At 61.3% G+C, this 16,333-nt stretch carries 13 protein-coding genes; 6 read left to right on the top strand and 7 right to left on the bottom strand.

The genetic code is table 11. From position 1 onward, the window contains the following. Positions 1-25 precede the first annotated feature (25 nt). Positions 26-232, top strand: coding sequence for a hypothetical protein (locus HYI44_RS11535; protein ID WP_122840130.1), 207 nt, complete (start codon positions 26-28; stop codon positions 230-232). Here the strand turns inward: HYI44_RS11535 and HYI44_RS11530 are convergent. From HYI44_RS11530 to HYI44_RS11515, 4 genes are all read right to left on the bottom strand, one after another. Next, positions 219-1,214 carry a lysylphosphatidylglycerol synthase transmembrane domain-containing protein gene (locus tag HYI44_RS11530; RefSeq protein ID WP_225569461.1) on the bottom strand — a complete coding sequence of 332 codons (996 nt, stop codon included), beginning with the start codon at positions 1,212-1,214 and terminating at the stop codon, positions 219-221. The two genes, HYI44_RS11535 and HYI44_RS11530, sit on opposite strands and share 14 nt — an antisense overlap. Next, entirely contained in the window at positions 1,211-1,987 is a 777-nt protein-coding gene (locus HYI44_RS11525) for a DUF2334 domain-containing protein (RefSeq protein ID WP_122840132.1), read from the bottom strand. Before HYI44_RS11525 ends, HYI44_RS11530 begins: the two co-directional genes overlap by 4 nt. Then, positions 1,980-3,092, bottom strand: a complete 1,113-nt coding sequence (locus HYI44_RS11520) for a glycosyltransferase family 4 protein (protein ID WP_412548486.1) — start codon at positions 3,090-3,092, stop codon at positions 1,980-1,982. Before HYI44_RS11520 ends, HYI44_RS11525 begins: the two co-directional genes overlap by 8 nt. Before the next feature lie 197 nt (positions 3,093-3,289). Further along, positions 3,290-5,179 carry a methyl-accepting chemotaxis protein gene (locus tag HYI44_RS11515; RefSeq protein WP_225569459.1) on the bottom strand — a complete coding sequence of 630 codons (1,890 nt, stop codon included), beginning with the start codon at positions 5,177-5,179 and terminating at the stop codon, positions 3,290-3,292. A 174-nt stretch (positions 5,180-5,353) separates the two neighbouring features. On the opposite strand from HYI44_RS11515, the gene HYI44_RS11510 reads away from it, so the two are divergent. Further along, entirely contained in the window at positions 5,354-6,841 is a 1,488-nt protein-coding gene (locus HYI44_RS11510) for a helicase HerA-like domain-containing protein (RefSeq protein ID WP_225569565.1), read from the top strand. A 72-nt stretch (positions 6,842-6,913) separates the two neighbouring features. Here HYI44_RS11510 and HYI44_RS11505 read toward each other — a convergent pair whose 3' ends face one another. Further along, the gene (locus tag HYI44_RS11505; protein WP_007945864.1) at positions 6,914-7,369 is read right to left on the bottom strand and encodes a DUF721 domain-containing protein; all 456 of its coding nucleotides are present in this window, start codon (positions 7,367-7,369) and stop codon (positions 6,914-6,916) included. A 307-nt stretch (positions 7,370-7,676) separates the two neighbouring features. Here HYI44_RS11505 and secA point away from each other — a divergent pair, with 307 nt between their 5' ends. The 4 genes from secA (at position 7,677) to HYI44_RS11485 (ending at position 13,477) form a co-directional block, all read left to right on the top strand. Then, positions 7,677-10,412 carry a preprotein translocase subunit SecA gene (secA, locus tag HYI44_RS11500; RefSeq protein ID WP_122840134.1) on the top strand — a complete coding sequence of 912 codons (2,736 nt, stop codon included), beginning with the start codon at positions 7,677-7,679 and terminating at the stop codon, positions 10,410-10,412. A gap of 117 nt (positions 10,413-10,529) precedes the next feature. After that, entirely contained in the window at positions 10,530-11,747 is a 1,218-nt protein-coding gene (gene argJ, locus HYI44_RS11495) for a bifunctional glutamate N-acetyltransferase/amino-acid acetyltransferase ArgJ (protein ID WP_225569458.1), read from the top strand. A gap of 156 nt (positions 11,748-11,903) precedes the next feature. Beyond that, the gene (locus tag HYI44_RS11490) at positions 11,904-12,536 is read left to right on the top strand and encodes a glutathione S-transferase family protein (protein WP_045058283.1); all 633 of its coding nucleotides are present in this window, start codon (positions 11,904-11,906) and stop codon (positions 12,534-12,536) included. Then, entirely contained in the window at positions 12,533-13,477 is a 945-nt protein-coding gene (locus HYI44_RS11485) for a Nudix family hydrolase (RefSeq protein WP_225569457.1), read from the top strand. Before HYI44_RS11490 ends, HYI44_RS11485 begins: the two co-directional genes overlap by 4 nt. A gap of 221 nt (positions 13,478-13,698) precedes the next feature. Here HYI44_RS11485 and HYI44_RS11480 read toward each other — a convergent pair whose 3' ends face one another. After that, a complete protein-coding gene (locus HYI44_RS11480; RefSeq protein WP_122840137.1) occupies positions 13,699-14,283 on the bottom strand; it encodes a cob(I)yrinic acid a,c-diamide adenosyltransferase in 585 nt (194 codons plus the stop codon). Positions 14,284-14,292: 9 nt separating this feature from the next. After that, a complete protein-coding gene (locus tag HYI44_RS11475; protein ID WP_045058242.1) occupies positions 14,293-16,323 on the bottom strand; it encodes a sensor histidine kinase in 2,031 nt (676 codons plus the stop codon). Positions 16,324-16,333 lie beyond the last annotated feature (10 nt).

The following is a 16,333-nucleotide window of genomic DNA, read 5'->3' as shown; positions in this document are numbered from 1 at the left end:
TTGTTTATGCAGTGAGGATTTGTTAATGGCTGATCCACTCGACAAGGCGACTTCCACGCCTCCCGCGACGTTGGGGGAGGGCTGTTTGAGTCGTTACGATCCCGATGACTTGAGTGCCGAGGATGGCACGGAGTTTCCAGGCGCGCGGGAGTTGTGGGAGACGTTGCATCCAGAGGACGAGGATTTGGGCCCCGTGGAAACTTCGGGGCAAACCACCCCTAAGCCTGCTTGAACCTCATCAACTTCCTCAGCAGCGGCCGCCCCAGCAGCAAAAAGAACACCGGTCCTCCCACCACCAGATAGAAGTAATAAGTCACGGCCCGCCAGATCAGGATGGCCGCCGCCGCCGTCGACTTGCCCACCATCGGCGCCAGCAACGCGGCCGAGGTCAGTTCTGCCGCTCCGGCGCCGCCGGGCAACAGGCTGAACTGCCCGGCGCTGAGTGACAGCATCTGGATCAGGAACGTCCAGGCCCACTGCAAGTCCGCCCCCAGGCCACGCACGGCCAGGTACAACACGCTGTAACGCAAACCCCAATGCAGGCAGGTCAGTGCAAATACCTTGATCAGCGTCTGACGGGGAAGTTTCAGGGTGTCGGTGAATGCGGCGAGAAAGTGCAGGAGTTTGCGTGCCCAGCGCAGGCGCGTTGAGGCTTTGACATTGAGACGCGCCAGCAGGCGGCCGCTCAGGCGGATCAGCAGTCGGTGGTAGCGCGCCACCGCGACGCAACTGACCAGGCCGCCAAACATTGAAATGGCGCTGACCATCAACAGCCATTCCATTCGCTGGCTCAGGTGCTGGAACAGTGCGTAGATCAGGATCCCGCTCAGCGCGCACAGGAAGAACACCAGGTCACTGAGCTGATCCATCGCAAACACCGCGCTGCCCCTGGCCGGGCGAACGCCCTGGCGCGAGAGCAAGGCCATGATCGTCAGAGGTCCGCCGCTGCCTCCAGGCGTAGCGCAATAGGCAAACTCGGCGGCCATCACCACCCCAAGACTTTTCAGCCGGCCGACCTTGTGACACTGATCGCCCAATAACAGCCGCAGGCGCAGGGTGTTCAGGACCCAGCACGACAGAATCATGCCGAACATGATCAGCAGCCAGTGCAGGGGGAAATGCCGCAACCGATACCAGGTTTCATTTCCGCCCAGCAGGGACGGGATCAGCACCGCCACCAACAGCGCGACGAGCAGAAGAATGACGCGGCTCATGCGCGGCGACCGACAGCTGCGTCTGGCAGTCGCAACCAGTCGGCCTTGGTCAGCGGCCTACGCCCCTGATCCAGCAGACGCTTGACGGTTTGCAGCCAGTAATCCCGGGAAAACCGGTGGCGCATGTCCACTGGATGCAGGCCGAGGCGAATCACCGGCGCTTGCTGCCAGCGTTGCTCCCGGCGGTCGCTGAGCCACTTCGACAGGCCGCGACGCCAGGCACTGCGGGCGCTCCACACCAGTCCCGGCGCGTCCACAACGCTGAAGTCGGGCAGGCGGTAGAGGTGCTGTGGATCACTGGTGTAGCTCAGCGGCAACTGGCGCAGGGCTTGCCGTGTTCCGGCACTCATCAACCAGGCCGGCGCGACGAACCCTTCCAGGGGCCAGTCGTAGCGCCGGAACATCTCGATGCCAGCCTGCAGGCGGGACAGCGCTTGCTGCTCGGTCAGGTGATAAAACTCACCTTCGTGGGTGTAGATACGGCGCATGAACCAGTCTCGTGGGGTGCTCGGCGGTGAACCTTCGTCGCAATGAAAATAGCCGTGCAGCGCCAGTTCGTCACCCCGGGCCAGACGGTGGGACAGTAGTCGGCGAAAGTCCGGGTGCGCTTGCAGGTCATTGTGTTTGTGGAAGTCCGGTACCACCAGCCAGGTCATCGGCACCGCGCCCAGGGCATCGACAGCTTCGACGAAAGGCTGATAGTCGGGCCAGGTCTGCGGTGCGACATCGTGCAGCACCAGCAGCAGGCAGGGAGGATTCGCGGATTCAACCATTGGCGATCAGCGGCCATTGCGTGCCCAGCACAGCATGATAATGCCCCAGCAGGCTGTCGACCACCGTATCCCAGGCGTAATGCTGTTCCACATGACGGCGAGCCTGTTGACCCAGGGCCGTACTGCCCGAACTGAATAACGCGTGGACGGCACTGGCCATTGCCGCCGGACTGTTGGGTGCGCAGAGCAGGCCGCACTGGTCGGTGACGATTTCCTGAAAGGCCCCGGCCGCTACAGCGATTACCGGGATACCGCTGGCCATGGCTTCGAGAATCACCAGGCCGAAGGTTTCCTGATCGCCGGCGTGCAGTAGTGCATCGGAACTGGCCATCAGGCGAGCCACTTGCGGCGCCGGGCAGAACTCATCGATCACCGTGACGTTATCCGGCACGAGTGCGGGCATCGATGAACCCACCAGCAGCAGGTGAAAGCGCGGGCCCAGTCGCTTCATGCAATCGAGCAGCACGGGCAGGTTTTTTTCCTTGGAACCGCGACCGGCAAAGATCAGCAGGCGGCTGTCTTCGGCAATGCCCAGTTCCGCCCGCAGCCCCGTGTCGCGAGCACCAGGGTGGAAGGTTTGCAGGTCGACGCCCAAAGGCTGCACATAGACATTTTTCACCCCCAGGCCAATCAGCTTGTCGGCCATGACCTGGCTGGGCGCGAGTACCCGATCGAAGTTGCCATACAGCTTCCTGACATAGGCTTCGACATTGGGTGTCACCCAGTTGCCCATGCGATTGCTGCACAGCAGCGGCAAATCCGAGTGATAAAAGCCAATCACCGGAACATCCAGCTGACGTCGCGCGTCCAGGGCTGCCCAGGCCGTGAGGTAAGGGTCGCCGACTTCAATCAGGTCGGGCTGCAGATCCTGCAGGACATTTCGCCAGGGGGCGAGGCGAACGGGAAAACGATAGCCTTTGCCGAAGGGCAGGGCGGGGGCGGGAACAGTGTATACGCCGTCCTGTTCACCCAGGTGGGCGCCGGGAATCAGCAGGCTGTGGCGAATGCCGGGCTTGATGCCCAGGCGTCGGTGTTTGGCATCCAGATACGTGCGCACGCCACCGCTGGCAGGGGCGTAGAACATGGTTATGTCAGCGATATGCACGATGAGCATCCCTCCGGTCCGTTGTTCTCCCTTGGTTGACCTTTTTGAAGGATAGATGTTCGGTTGGGGTTTGCCGGGTGGCTGCGCAGTTGGCGTTGTGTTTGATTTGAGAGCGCCATCGCGAGCAGGATCGCTCCCACAAGTCTGGACGTTAACCTGTGGGAGCGAGCCTGCTCGCGATGGCGTAGGTTCTGATGTCAGATACGGAAGCTACCCACCAACTGCTTCAGCCGCGCCGCCTGCTGCTCCAGGTCTGAACACGCCCGCAACGTCGACTGCAGGTTCTCCACCCCTTCCTGGTTCAGCGTGTTGATCTCGGTAATGTCGACGTTGATCGATTCCACCACCGCCGTCTGCTCCTCGGTCGCCGTGGCTACCGATTGGTTCATCCCGTCGATCTCGCCGATGCGCAGGGTCACGCTGTTCAGGCGTTCGCCAGCAAGGTTGGCGATGTCCACGCTGTCCTGGCTGTGACGCTGGCTGTCACTCATGTTGCTCACCGATTCCCGTGCACCGACCTGCAGTTCCTCGATCATGGTCTGCACCTGCTGTGCCGATTCCTGGGTGCGATGCGCCAGGTTGCGCACTTCATCGGCGACCACCGCGAAGCCACGTCCCGCTTCGCCGGCGCGTGCCGCCTCGATCGCCGCGTTCAGTGCCAGCAAGTTGGTTTGCTGGGAAATGCTGGTGATGACTTCGAGGATCTGCCCGATATTCACGGTCTTGCTGTTGAGCGATTCGATATTGGTGCTCGAGGCGCTGAGCATGCTCGACAGTTGATTCATCGCGGCAATGCTGCGATCCACCACTTGCTGGCCGTCTTCGGCCAGATTGCGCGCGTCGCTGGCCTGGCTTGAGGCCTGGGCGGCGTTGCGGGCGATTTCCTGGGCTGCGGCGCCCAGTTGATTGATCGCGGCAGCCACGCTGCTGGTGCGCGAGGCTTGCTGATCGGAATTGAACATCGACGAATTGGACGCGGCGACGACGCGCAACGCCACTTCATTGACCTGGCCGGTGGCCGACGACACTTCGCGGATCGAGCCGTGGATGCGCTCGACGAAACGGTTGAACGCCGTGCCCAGGATGCCGAATTCATCGTTGTTCTGGATGGTCAGGCGCTTGGTCAGGTCTCCCTCACCGTCGGCGATGTCTTCCATGGCCCGGGTCATCACGTGCAATGGCTGGATAAGCAGGCGGATCAGCATGCCCAGCAGGGCGATGATGATTGCCACGGCGATCAGCGTCGCCACAACCGCCGATGCACGGAACTCGCTGAGCATTGAGAAGGCTTTGTCTTTGTCGACCGACAGGCCGATGTACCAGTTGACCGAAGGCAGGCCCTTGACCGGGGTGAAGTTGACGATGCGGGTCTTGCCATCGACTTCCACTTCGCTGAAGTCACTGCTCAAACGCGGCGCTCCCTGGGGAAAGGCCTCGCTCAGCGTCTTCATGACCAGCGTTTTGTCCGGGTGAACCAGGATCTTGCCATCGGCACTGACCAGGAACGCGTAACCCATGCCGTCAAAATCCCGGGCGCTGAGGGTATCGATTAGGGTTTGCAGGCTCAGGTCGCCGCCCACCACGCCGACGCTCTGGCCGGCTTTTTTCGAGGCAGTGGCAATGGATATGATGGTCTGCCCGGTGGCCGCATCGATGTAAGGTTCGGTCAGGGTGGCGGTGCTGCTGCTTTCGGCACCTTTGTACCAGGGGCGCACTCGCGGATCGAAGCCGGCAGGCATTTTGGCGTCCGGGCGAATGGTGAAACTGCCGGTCGCGTCGCCCAGGTAGGAGGCCATGAAGGTCGACGTCAACGCTTTCTGCTCAAGCAGGCTGGCCACAGTGCCCGGCTCGGGGTTGATGGCGATGTTCTGGGCCAGGTTGTCGATCAGCAGGATGCGCCCGCTCAACCACGTCTGGATATTGCTGGCGGTAACGTCGCCCATCTCGTTGAGGTAGTTGTCCAGGTCTTCGCGGATGGCGTTACGTTGCAGGTAGTCGTTGTACAGCGTAAACGAGGCGAAGGCGGCAATGACGATTAGCGCGGCGGCAAGCAGGATTTTATGGCTGAAATGCAGGTTTTTGTTCATGGCTTGAGGTTCCGCTAAGGTCTTAATGGCCAGGGCGTGCTTTTATAAGAGAACGCGAAAGTGGGTGGTGACGAGCACAAGCGCACAGCTCCGTTTTTTCTGTAGGAAATTACCGACGCTCTTCAATCCCCTGTATCGGCCATCAGGAATCAAAGATTAACCATGGGTGACGAAATGCCTGACTCCTCGCAACTTGTTATTGGTGCTGATCTCGCTGGTAGCCCTATCGCCCAGGCGATGCGCCTGGCCAATCGTCATGGCCTGGTCGCCGGGGCGACCGGGACCGGCAAGACGGTCACCTTGCAACGCCTGGCCGAAGCCTTCAGCGACGCCGGGGTGGCGGTGTTCGCCGCCGATATCAAGGGCGACCTGTGCGGGCTCGGGGCTGCCGGTAATCCCCAGGGCAAGATCGCCGAGCGCATCGCCGGCATGCCCTGGCTGAATCACCAGCCCCAGACGTATCCGGTGACCTTGTGGGATATCCACGGCAAATCCGGTCACCCTTTGCGCACCACCCTCAGTGAAATGGGCCCGTTGCTGCTGGGCAGCCTGCTGGAACTGACCGACAGCCAGCAGTCGGCGCTGTATGCCGCGTTCAAGGTCGCGGATCGGGAAGGCCTGCTACTGCTGGACCTCAAAGACCTGAAGGCGCTGCTCAATCACCTGCGCGATCATCCGCAGTTGCTGGGAGACGACGCCGCGCTGATGACCACCGGTTCCAGCCAGGCGTTGTTGCGCCGCCTGGCAACGCTTGAACAGCAGGGGGCCGAAGCGCTGTTCGGTGAGCCCGCGTTGCAGCTCGAAGACATCCTGCAACCGACCGCCGAGGGCCGCGGGCGCATTCACCTGCTCGACGCCAGCCGCCTGGTGCATGAAGCGCCGAAGGTCTACGCCACGTTCCTGTTGTGGTTGCTGGCTGAACTGTTCGAGCAATTGCCCGAGCGCGGGGATGCAGACAAACCGCTGCTGGCGCTGTTTTTTGATGAGGCGCACCTGCTGTTCGCCGGTACCCCCCAGGCCCTGCGTGATCGCCTGGAGCAAGTGGTGCGGTTGATCCGCTCCAAAGGCGTGGGGGTGTATTTTGTGACCCAGTCGCCGGGTGACCTGCCGGATGACGTGCTGGCCCAGTTGGGCTTGCGTGTGCAACATGGGCTTCGCGCGTTCACCGCCAAGGAGCAGAAATCCCTGCGTGCGGTCGCCGAGGGCTTTCGTCCCAACCCGGCGTTCGATGCCTTGTCGGTGCTGACCGAATTGGGTATCGGCGAGGCGCTGGTGGGCACCTTGCAGGACAAAGGCACTCCCGCGATGGTGCAACGGGTGCTGGTAGCGCCGCCGCAGTCGCGGATCGGACCGCTGACCGAGACCGAGCGCACGATGCTGATCGCCGGCTCGCCGTTCAAAGGCCGTTACGACAAGCCGATCGATCGCGAGTCAGCCTATGAAGTGCTGATGGGGCGCAAGGGCTTGGCGCCGGAGCCTGAAGCCACACCGGGCAAGGCAGGCGCTGAAGAGCCAAGCTTCACCGACAAGGCCGGGGAATTCCTTGGCACGGCGGCGGGTCAGGCGCTCAAGTCGGCGATGCGTCAGGCGGCCAATCAACTGGGGCGGCAGTTGGTGCGGGGGTTGATGGGGTCGTTGCTCGGAGGCAACAAACGCCGCTGAAAGCAAAAGATCGCAGCCTTCGGCAGCTCCTACGTAGGAGCTGCCGAAGGCTGCGATCTTTTGATCTTGCCGTTAAACCTTTGGTTTGGCGTGAGCCGCCAGCCGTTCCAGCGCTGCCCGAAGATTCGGATCACTGATCCCGTCGGCCGTAGCCTGGATCGTCGCCCCGGCATCCGTCGACAAACTGATGGTATGCCCCGCAGCACCTTGCTGAACGGTGGGCGGCTGTACCTTGAACAGAATTCGCGTCAGGCTGGCAAACTCGTCAAACATTTGTAACTGACGTTGCAAACGCTTCTGCTGATAGCGTAGCCGGGTCGCCCAATGACCATCGGTCACGATCAGCAGCAAACTGCCTTCGCGCCAGGAGGCCACATGGCAGTGTTCCCGGGCGGCAGGCTGCAGCTGGCTTTCCAGCAGGCGCTGCAAATGACCCAGGCGTTGAGCGTGGCCAAAGATGGCTTTGAGCGGTTTGGCTTCGCGAAGCAGAACGGCGGGTGCTCTGGCCGTGAGAGGGCGAAATGCCATGATCAGACACCTGAAGTAACAGAGCAGCCATCTTAGCAGAAAGGCCTGCCCGCCCCCCATCCATCGTCCTGGTGACGCTTTATCCATTAAATCAATGATTAACTTCGTACTTGTCCGGGTTGAAACTGGCAGAAAAGGCCTTATTGTAAGTGAGCCCCGTCACAGCGCTGTGCCAGCATCGTGGAATAACGCCACTTTCCTCACCACCGTTTCCGGGTAGAATGCTCGTTCGCATGCGGCCATGAGGGCTGCTCGGGCGACTCACGGGGCCGCCCTCCATCCCTTTAGTGTGGAAGATCCTGCCGATATGTTTGCGCCTTTGTTAAAGAAACTTTTTGGAAGCAAGAACGAGCGTGAAGTCAAACGCATGCTCAAGACGGTGCAACTCGTCAATGCCTTCGAAGAGCAAATGGTGGCCCTTTCGGACGATCAGTTGCGTGCCAAGACAGACGAGTTCAAGGCCCGCATCGCCAAAGGGGAAACCCTCGACAAGCTGCTGCCTGAAGCCTTTGCGGTCGCCCGCGAAGCCGGCAAGCGCGTCATGGGTATGCGCCACTTCGATGTCCAGCTGATCGGCGGCATGACCTTGCATGAAGGCATGATCGCGGAAATGCGTACCGGTGAAGGCAAGACCCTGGTGGCAACACTGGGCGTTTACCTGAACGCGCTGTCCGGCAAGGGCGTGCACGTTGTGACCGTGAACGACTACCTGGCCCGTCGCGACGCCAACTGGATGCGTCCGCTCTACGAATTCCTCGGCCTGACGGTCGGCGTTGTCACGCCGTTCCAGCCGCCGGAAGAGAAGCGCCTGGCTTACGCCGCCGACATCACCTACGGCACCAACAACGAATTCGGTTTCGACTACCTGCGCGACAACATGGCGTTCAGCATGGAAGAAAAATTCCAGCGCGAACTCAATTTTGCCGTGATCGACGAAGTCGACTCCATCCTCATCGACGAAGCCCGTACCCCGCTGATCATTTCCGGTCAGGCCGAGGACAGCTCCAAGATGTACGTCGAGATCAACCGACTGATCCCGCAACTGGAGTTGCACGTCGAGGAAGTAGAAGGCGAAGTCACCAAGGCTGGCCACTACACCGTCGACGAGAAGACGCGTCAGGTCGAGCTCAACGAAGCCGGTCACCAGTTCATTGAAGACATGCTCACCCGCGTCGGTCTGCTGGCCGAAGGCGAAAGCCTGTATTCGGCACATAACCTGGGCCTGCTGACCCACGTCTATGCCGGTCTGCGTGCGCACAAGCTGTTCCATCGCAACATCGAATACATCGTGCAGGACGGGCAGGTTGTGCTGGTCGACGAACACACCGGTCGTACCATGCCGGGTCGTCGTCTGTCCGAAGGCCTGCACCAGGCCATCGAAGCCAAGGAAGAGCTGAACATCCAGGCCGAAAGCCAGACCCTGGCATCGACCACGTTCCAGAACTACTTCCGCCTGTACAACAAGCTGTCCGGCATGACCGGTACGGCAGACACCGAAGCGTTCGAGTTCCACCAGATCTACGGCCTGTCGGTCATGGTGATTCCGCCAAACCGTCCGCTGGCACGTAAGGACTACAACGACCTGGTATTCCTGACCGCCGATGAGAAATACGCGGCGATCATCAACGACATCAAGGAATGCATGACCCAGGGCCGTCCGGTGCTGGTGGGTACTGCAACCATCGAAACTTCCGAGCACATGTCCAATCTGCTCAACAAGGAAGGCATCGAGCATAAGGTCCTGAACGCCAAGTTCCACGAGAAGGAAGCCGAGATCATCGCCCAGGCCGGTCGCCCAGGCGCACTGACCATCGCCACCAACATGGCCGGTCGTGGTACCGACATCCTGTTGGGCGGCAACTGGGAAGTGGAAGTGGCTTCGCTGGAGAATCCGACCCCTGAGCAGATCGCCCAGATCAAGGCCGACTGGCAAAAGCGCCACCAGCAAGTGCTGGAGTCCGGTGGCCTGCAGGTCATCGCTTCCGAGCGTCACGAATCGCGCCGTATCGACAACCAGTTGCGTGGTCGTGCCGGCCGTCAGGGTGATGCCGGTTCGAGCCGCTTCTACCTGTCGCTGGAAGACAGCCTGATGCGTATCTTCGCCTCTGATCGGGTGAAGAACTTCATGAAAGCCCTGGGCATGCAGCCTGGCGAAGCGATTGAGCACCGCATGGTGACCAACGCCATCGAAAAGGCCCAGCGCAAGGTAGAAGGCCGCAACTTCGATATTCGTAAGCAACTGCTCGAGTTTGACGACGTCAACAACGAACAGCGTAAAGTGATCTATCACATGCGTAACACGTTGCTGGCCGCTGACAACATCGGCGAGACCATCGCTGACTTCCGTCAGGACGTGCTCAACGCGACCGTCAGCGCGCACATTCCGCCACAGTCGCTGCCAGAGCAGTGGGACGTGGCCGGTCTTGAGGCTGCATTGCAGAGTGATTTCGGTGTTGCCTTGCCGATCCAGCAGTGGCTCGACGAAGACGATCACCTGTACGAAGAGACCCTGCGCGAGAAGCTTATGAACGAGCTGATCGCCGCGTATCACGAGAAAGAAGACCAGGCGGGCGCCGAAGCGCTGCGAACCTTCGAGAAGCAGATCGTGCTCCGCGTACTGGATGACCTGTGGAAAGACCACCTGTCGACCATGGATCACCTGCGTCATGGTATCCATCTGCGTGGCTACGCCCAGAAGAACCCGAAGCAAGAGTACAAGCGCGAGTCGTTCACGCTGTTCTCGGAGCTGCTGGATTCGATCAAGCGCGATTCGATTCGCGTGCTGTCTCACGTACAGGTTCGTCGCGAAGATCCGATCGAAGAAGAGCAACGCCTGCGCCAGGAAGCCGAAGCTCTGGCCGCACGCATGCAATTCCAGCACGACGAGCCGCCAGGTCTGGAGCAGCCGGAACTGCTGGGTGAAGAGGTCGATGTTGCCCTCGCCACCGCGCCGGTGCGTAACGAACAGAAGCTGGGCCGTAACGAACTGTGCTATTGCGGTTCGGGCAAGAAATTCAAGCATTGCCACGGGCAGATCCAGTAAAACCCGTTCAGCAAGCTGAAATACCCGCGCCGCGACCGGCATCAGCCGTCGCGGCGTTTTGCCATTTGATACCGCCGATCACCTGCGTCGGCGATGACTATTTTAAGGAGCGCATTCATGGCTGTTGGTCTTGGTCCTTTGCCAACGTTGCACCCGGTTGCCGGTTTTGAACTCGGTATTGCTTCGGCCGGCATCAAGCGCCCGGGGCGCAAGGATGTCGTGGTCATGCGCTGTGCCGAAGGCTCGACGGTCGCTGGCGTGTTCACCCTGAACGCCTTTTGCGCCGCACCGGTGATTCTCGCCAAGCAGCGAGTGCAAGGTCCGGTGCGCTACCTGCTGACCAACACCGGCAACGCCAACGCCGGCACCGGCGAGCCTGGCCTGGCCGCCGCCGAGCGCACCTGCGCGAAGCTGGCAGAGCTGACCGGCGTCGATGCCCGCCTGGTGCTGCCGTACTCCACCGGGGTGATCGGCGAACCGCTGCCGGTCGAGAAGATCGAAGGCGCCTTGCAGGCAGCGCTCGACGACCTGTCGGTCAACAACTGGGAAGCTGCCGCCACCGGCATCATGACCACCGACACCTTGCCCAAGGGGGCGAGCCGCCAGTTCGACCATGACGGCGTGACCATCACCGTCACCGGCATCAGCAAGGGTGCGGGCATGATTCGGCCGAACATGGCGACCATGCTGGGCTACATCGCCACTGACGCCAAAGTGTCCCGTGATGTATTGCAAAACCTGCTGCTGGACGGCGCCAACAAGTCGTTCAACCGCATCACCATCGACGGCGACACCTCGACCAACGACTGCTGCATGCTGATCGCCACTGGCCAGGCGGCGCTGCCGGAAATCACCCGGGCCGAAGGCGAGCTGTTTGCCAAGCTGAAACAGGCCGTGTTCGAAGTGTGCATGGATGTCGCCCAGGCCATCGTTCGTGATGGCGAAGGCGCGACCAAGTTCGTCACCGTCCAGGTCAATGGCGGCGGCAACTACCAGGAGTGCCTGGACGTCGGTTACACCGTGGCTCACTCGCCCCTGATCAAGACTGCACTGTTTGCTTCCGATCCGAACTGGGGCCGTATCCTGGCCGCCGTTGGTCGCGCGGGTGTGCCCGATCTGGATGTGAGCAAGATCGACGTGTTCCTCGGGGAGGTGTGCATCGCCAGCCACGGCGCCCGTGCGGCCAGCTACACCGAAGCCCAGGGTGCGGCGGTGATGCAGCAGGAAGAAATCACTATCCGGATCGAACTGGGTCGCGGCGCGTGCAGCGAGACGATCTGGACCACAGATCTGTCTCATGAGTATGTAAAGATCAACGCTGAGTACCGTACCTAAGTCAGACCGGGTCGGTCGAGCGCGACCCCGGCCCATCGCGGGCAAGCCCGCTCCCACAGGATTTGCGCTGAACCTGTGGGAGTGGGCTTGCCCGCGATGACGGTCGACCAGACGCTGAAAAATCTGGCCCATACCTCTTATCCAAGGGTCCCGAACATGAGCCTCCACCTGATCATCGGCGACAAATTGTATTCCTCCTGGTCCTTGCGCGGCGCGCTGGCGCTTGACCTGGCTAAAGCCCCCTACAGCGAAGAACTGATCAAGCTGAACCAGCCTGACACCCGTGAACGATTGCTCAAACACTCGCCGACCGGCAAAGTCCCGCTGCTGAAAACCAGGCATGGCACCATCGCCGATTCCATGGCGATTGCCGAGTACCTGGCCGAACAGTTCCCGGATGCTGGCCTCTGGCCCAGCGATGTGGCGGCCCGGGCCCAGGCCCGCTCGGCCTGCGCACAAATGCACGCCGGGTTCTTCGCCTTGCGGGCCAACATGCCGTTTGACCTCAGCCGCGACGCGCCACTGGTGTCGGCTCCGACTGAAGTCCAGGAGGACATCGAACGAGTGCTGGCGTTATGGGCGCAGTGCCGGGCCGCTGCGTCCGACGCCGGTCCGTTCCTGTTTGGCAAGGTTAGCCTGGCCGATGCTTTCTTCGCCCCGATTGCTGTGCGACTGCGCACCTATCAGGTGAAAGTACCGGCCGAGGATGAGGCCTACATCGATACGATCTACCAATGGCCAGCTTTCAAGGCCTGGCAGAAAGCAGGTCTGAAGGAGGTTGGGCAGTGAAACGCGTACATGTAGCGGCTGCGGTTATTCGTGACAGCAGTGGCAAGATACTGATCGCCCGGCGCGCCGATACCCAGCACCAGGGCGGTCTGTGGGAATTCCCGGGTGGCAAGGTCGAGGCTGACGAGTCCGTCGAAACCGCCTTGGCTCGCGAGCTTCATGAAGAGCTGGGAATTGTGGTCGGCGCAGCGCGCCCGCTGATCAAGGTCCGCCACGATTATCCTGACAAGCAAGTATTGCTGGATGTCTGGGAAGTCTCGGCGTTTACCGGCGAGCCGCATGGGGCCGAAGGCCAGCCGCTGGCCTGGGTGGCTCCGCGGGACCTGCAGGACTACGAGTTTCCGGCGGCCAACCAGCCGATCGTCGCGGCGGCGCGCTTGCCGGCCGAATACCTGATCACCCCTGGAGATCTGGAGACCCCGGCACTATTGCGCGGTATCCAGAAAGCCATCGCAGGCGGCATCAAGCTTATCCAGCTGCGCGCACCAAACGGATACGACCCCAAATACCGGGATCTGGCGGTGGATGCGGCGGGACTGTGTGCGGGCAAGGCGCAGTTGATGATCAAGGGGCCGTTCGAATGGCTGGGTGATTTCCCCTCGGCCGGGTGGCATATCACGGCCGCCCAACTGCGCAAATACGCGGCAGCGGGTCGACCGCTGCCGGCGTCGCGCTGGCTGGCGGCGTCCTGCCATAACGCAGAGGAGCTGGCGTTGGCCGAGCAGATGGGCGTGGACTTTGTCACCCTGTCTCCGGTGCAGCCGACCCAGACCCACCCGGATGCCCAGCCGCTGGGTTGGCAGCAGGCGGCAAGCTTGATCGAAGGCTTCAGCAAACCGGTGTTCCTGCTGGGTGGCGTGGGCCCGGCTGAGCGGCAGCAGGCTTGGGAAGCTGGGGCGCAGGGGGTGGCGGGGATCCGCGCGTTCTGGCCTGAGGCTTGATCGTGTATTGAGGCTGCTGGCCTCATCGCTGGCAAGCCAGCTCCCACAGGGTTTGGTGTCGTTCACACATGTTGTGCACACGACGAAACCTGTGTGTATTGAGGCTGCTGGCCTCATCGCTGGCAAGCCAGCTCCCACAGGGTTTGGTGTCGTTCACACATGTTGTGTGCACGACGAAACTTGTGGGAGCTGGCTTGCCAGCGATGGCGCCCGAACAGGCGCTACACTTCTGTGGGCTTCACCGCCGGCTGCCACAAGATTTCCGCAACCCCCTGGCGCCTGGCAATCACCCTTGCCATCACAAACAGCAAATCCGACAACCGATTGATGTAAGCCAACCCGACCCCGGCCAGCGGCTCAGTCGCATTCAAATGCTGACAGCGCCGCTCCGCACTGCGCGCCAGGCTGCGGCACACGTGCGCCTGGGCAATCAGCGCCGAACCGCCAGGCAAAATGAAATTCTCCAACGGCCCCAGTTCTTCGTTCCATACATCGATCGCCGCCTCCAGGCGCTCGATCTCTGCCACGTTCAGAGCCTGATACTCAGGCATTGCCAGCTCGCCGCCGAGGTCGAACAAGCGGTGCTGGCAAGGCGCTAACACCTCGACCACTTCATTAAGCCCAGGATACGCAGCACTTTCCTGCGCCAATCCCGCCAGCAGCACACCAACCTGACTGTTTAGCGTGTCAACCTCACCAATTGCTTCAATTCGTGGATGGTCCTTGGGCACTCGGCGGCCATCGCCAAGGCCTGTTTCGCCTTTGTCGCCAGTGCGGGTGTAGATTTTCGACAAGCGAAAGCCCATGGGTTACCTCTATAGCTGATTGAGTTCCTGAGAGACCAGCGCAGTGCTTGCCAAGGGCAGGCGCAGGGTGAAGCAGGTGCCCTGGCCGAGGGTCGATTGCACTTCCATCTGGCCCTTGTGGTTGTTGGTGATGATGAAGTACGACACCGATAAACCGAGCCCGGTCCCCTGGCCGATTTCCTTGGTGGTGAAGAACGGTTCGAAAGTACGCTTGCGCACGCTCTCGCTCATGCCGATGCCGTTGTCCTCGACCTGGATCTCCGCCCAGGGCGGGTTCAGGCGGGTGCGCAAGATGATCCGCCCCGGTTCACGGTCATCCTCGCGCTGATGAATGGCCTGGGCGGCATTTTTCAGCAGGTTGAGCAGCACCTGCTCCAGCTCGTTGGCGGTGCCGGGGACCGGGCCGAGTTGAGGGTCGAACTGACGAATGATCGCCTGCCCCTTGAAGTCGAAACCGATCGCCAGGTCGAAGTCGTTGCCTGCGATTTCCACCGCCTGATCGATCAGCGCCGGCAGGTCGCAGGGCGCCATTTGCCGGGTGCTGCGCCGGCTGAAACTGAGCATGTGCGTCACGATCTTCGCCGCGCGGGCGCCAGCCTGCTGGATACCGTCGAGCAGCTGCGGCACTTCACGGGCCACCAGGTACTGGTTCACGGTTTCCAGTTCGATGCCGATGTGCTCGGCCTGTTCAAGGTTCTTCGGCAACTCCGGGGACAGGCGCCGGCGGATGTTTTGCACGTTGTGCAGGATGGCGCCCAAGGGGTTGTTGATCTCATGCGCCATACCCGCCGCGAGGCCGCCGACTGAGAGCATTTTCTCTGACTGCACCATCATTTCTTCCAGCGAGAGACGCTGGGTGATGTCGTCGATACGGATGACCACGCCACGACCCGCGCCGCCCATCAGTGGATAAAACGTCAGGGCGTAGTGCCTGGCTTCATCATCCTTGACCCAGGTTACCCGCTCGATCTTGGCCACCGTGTGCTGTTCGACCGTTTGCTTGAGCTGCGGCAAATACGGCTTTAGCGGTTCGAAGGCGAGGAAGATCGGCTGGTTCAGGGCCTCGTCCAGGCGAGTCCCGGACAGCGCGCTGGCCTCCTGATTCCATTGGGTGACGTAGAGCTGTTCATCCAGGGCAATCAACGCCGAGGGCATCGAGTCGATGATGCTGTTGAGGTAATTCTGGAAACCCGTGAGCTTTTTCTCGATCTTGCTGCGCACCTGCACTTCCAGCTCCAGCTTGCGATTGGTATGGCGGGTTTCTTCCGCCAGCCCCTGAGCCTGGTCGTAGGCGGCCTGGGAGTCGTCCCGGGCGCGCTTGAGCTGCTGTTCCCGTGCCTCGATCCGCGACAGCATGGTATTGAACGCCTCGGCAAGGCTGCCGATTTCGTCATGGTTGCCGCGAGAGGCGCGCAGGGCGTAGTTCTCTTCCCTTGTGACTTGCCGGGACAACTCTTCCAGCTGATGGATCGGCCGGGTAATCAGGCGCTTGATCTGCCGGGCGATCACCAGCCACAACAGGATGCTGAAGATCAGGATCCCCAGGCTTGCCGTCAGCGTACCGGTGTAGAACGCCATCGGCAGCTCGCTGCTGGCAACCAGCAGCAAGTGACCGGGCGCCGTGCCGGGGCGGGGCAGGGTGATCACCTGGTTGCTGCGAAATTCGGTGGCTTGCCAGGACTCGATGTGCCGGTAGTGCTCTGGCAACTTGAGCTTTTCCCCCTGTTGCAACTGTGCCAGGCGCTGGCCTTTGCCATCGTAGAGGGCGGCTGCCCGCAGAGGCGAATAGCTGTTGAGCTCGTTGAGCAGGCGTTCGGCGCTTTGTGGTGACTGCAAGGCGTCGGAGATGAGGCTGGGGTTGGACACCAGGCGGCCAATGGTCTGCAAGGCCTGGGGCGCCATGCTTTCCTGGGAAATATAATAAGCGGCGCTGATAAAGGTCAGGTTGGCGACCAGCAGAACAGTGGTCAACAGCACCAACAGGGCGGCCAGCAATTTCTGACCGACCGGTAGGTTTTCAAGGCGCTGGCGCAATGGCATCAGGTTCGTC

It is taken from the genome of Pseudomonas sp. Y24-6, from assembly GCF_020295325.1.
Taxonomy (GTDB): domain Bacteria; phylum Pseudomonadota; class Gammaproteobacteria; order Pseudomonadales; family Pseudomonadaceae; genus Aquipseudomonas; species Aquipseudomonas gregormendelii.
Note: the sequence above shows the minus strand (reverse complement) of the source record. Positions and strands in the feature narration are given on the sequence as shown.

Excerpts from the sequence above, each read along its gene's own strand:
- HYI44_RS11535 (WP_122840130.1), top strand. The coding sequence starts at position 26 with ATGGCTGATCCACTCGACAAGGCGACTTCCACGCCTCCCGCGACGTTG.
- HYI44_RS11530 (WP_225569461.1), bottom strand. The coding sequence starts at position 1,214 with ATGAGCCGCGTCATTCTTCTGCTCGTCGCGCTGTTGGTGGCGGTGCTG.
- HYI44_RS11525 (WP_122840132.1), bottom strand. The coding sequence starts at position 1,987 with ATGGTTGAATCCGCGAATCCTCCCTGCCTGCTGCTGGTGCTGCACGAT.
- HYI44_RS11515 (WP_225569459.1), bottom strand. The coding sequence starts at position 5,179 with ATGAACAAAAACCTGCATTTCAGCCATAAAATCCTGCTTGCCGCCGCG.
- HYI44_RS11510 (WP_225569565.1), top strand. The coding sequence starts at position 5,354 with ATGCCTGACTCCTCGCAACTTGTTATTGGTGCTGATCTCGCTGGTAGC.
- HYI44_RS11505 (WP_007945864.1), bottom strand. The coding sequence starts at position 7,369 with ATGGCATTTCGCCCTCTCACGGCCAGAGCACCCGCCGTTCTGCTTCGC.
- secA (WP_122840134.1), top strand. The coding sequence starts at position 7,677 with ATGTTTGCGCCTTTGTTAAAGAAACTTTTTGGAAGCAAGAACGAGCGT.
- argJ (WP_225569458.1), top strand. The coding sequence starts at position 10,530 with ATGGCTGTTGGTCTTGGTCCTTTGCCAACGTTGCACCCGGTTGCCGGT.
- HYI44_RS11490 (WP_045058283.1), top strand. The coding sequence starts at position 11,904 with ATGAGCCTCCACCTGATCATCGGCGACAAATTGTATTCCTCCTGGTCC.
- HYI44_RS11480 (WP_122840137.1), bottom strand. The coding sequence starts at position 14,283 with ATGGGCTTTCGCTTGTCGAAAATCTACACCCGCACTGGCGACAAAGGC.
- HYI44_RS11475 (WP_045058242.1), bottom strand. The coding sequence starts at position 16,323 with ATGCCATTGCGCCAGCGCCTTGAAAACCTACCGGTCGGTCAGAAATTG.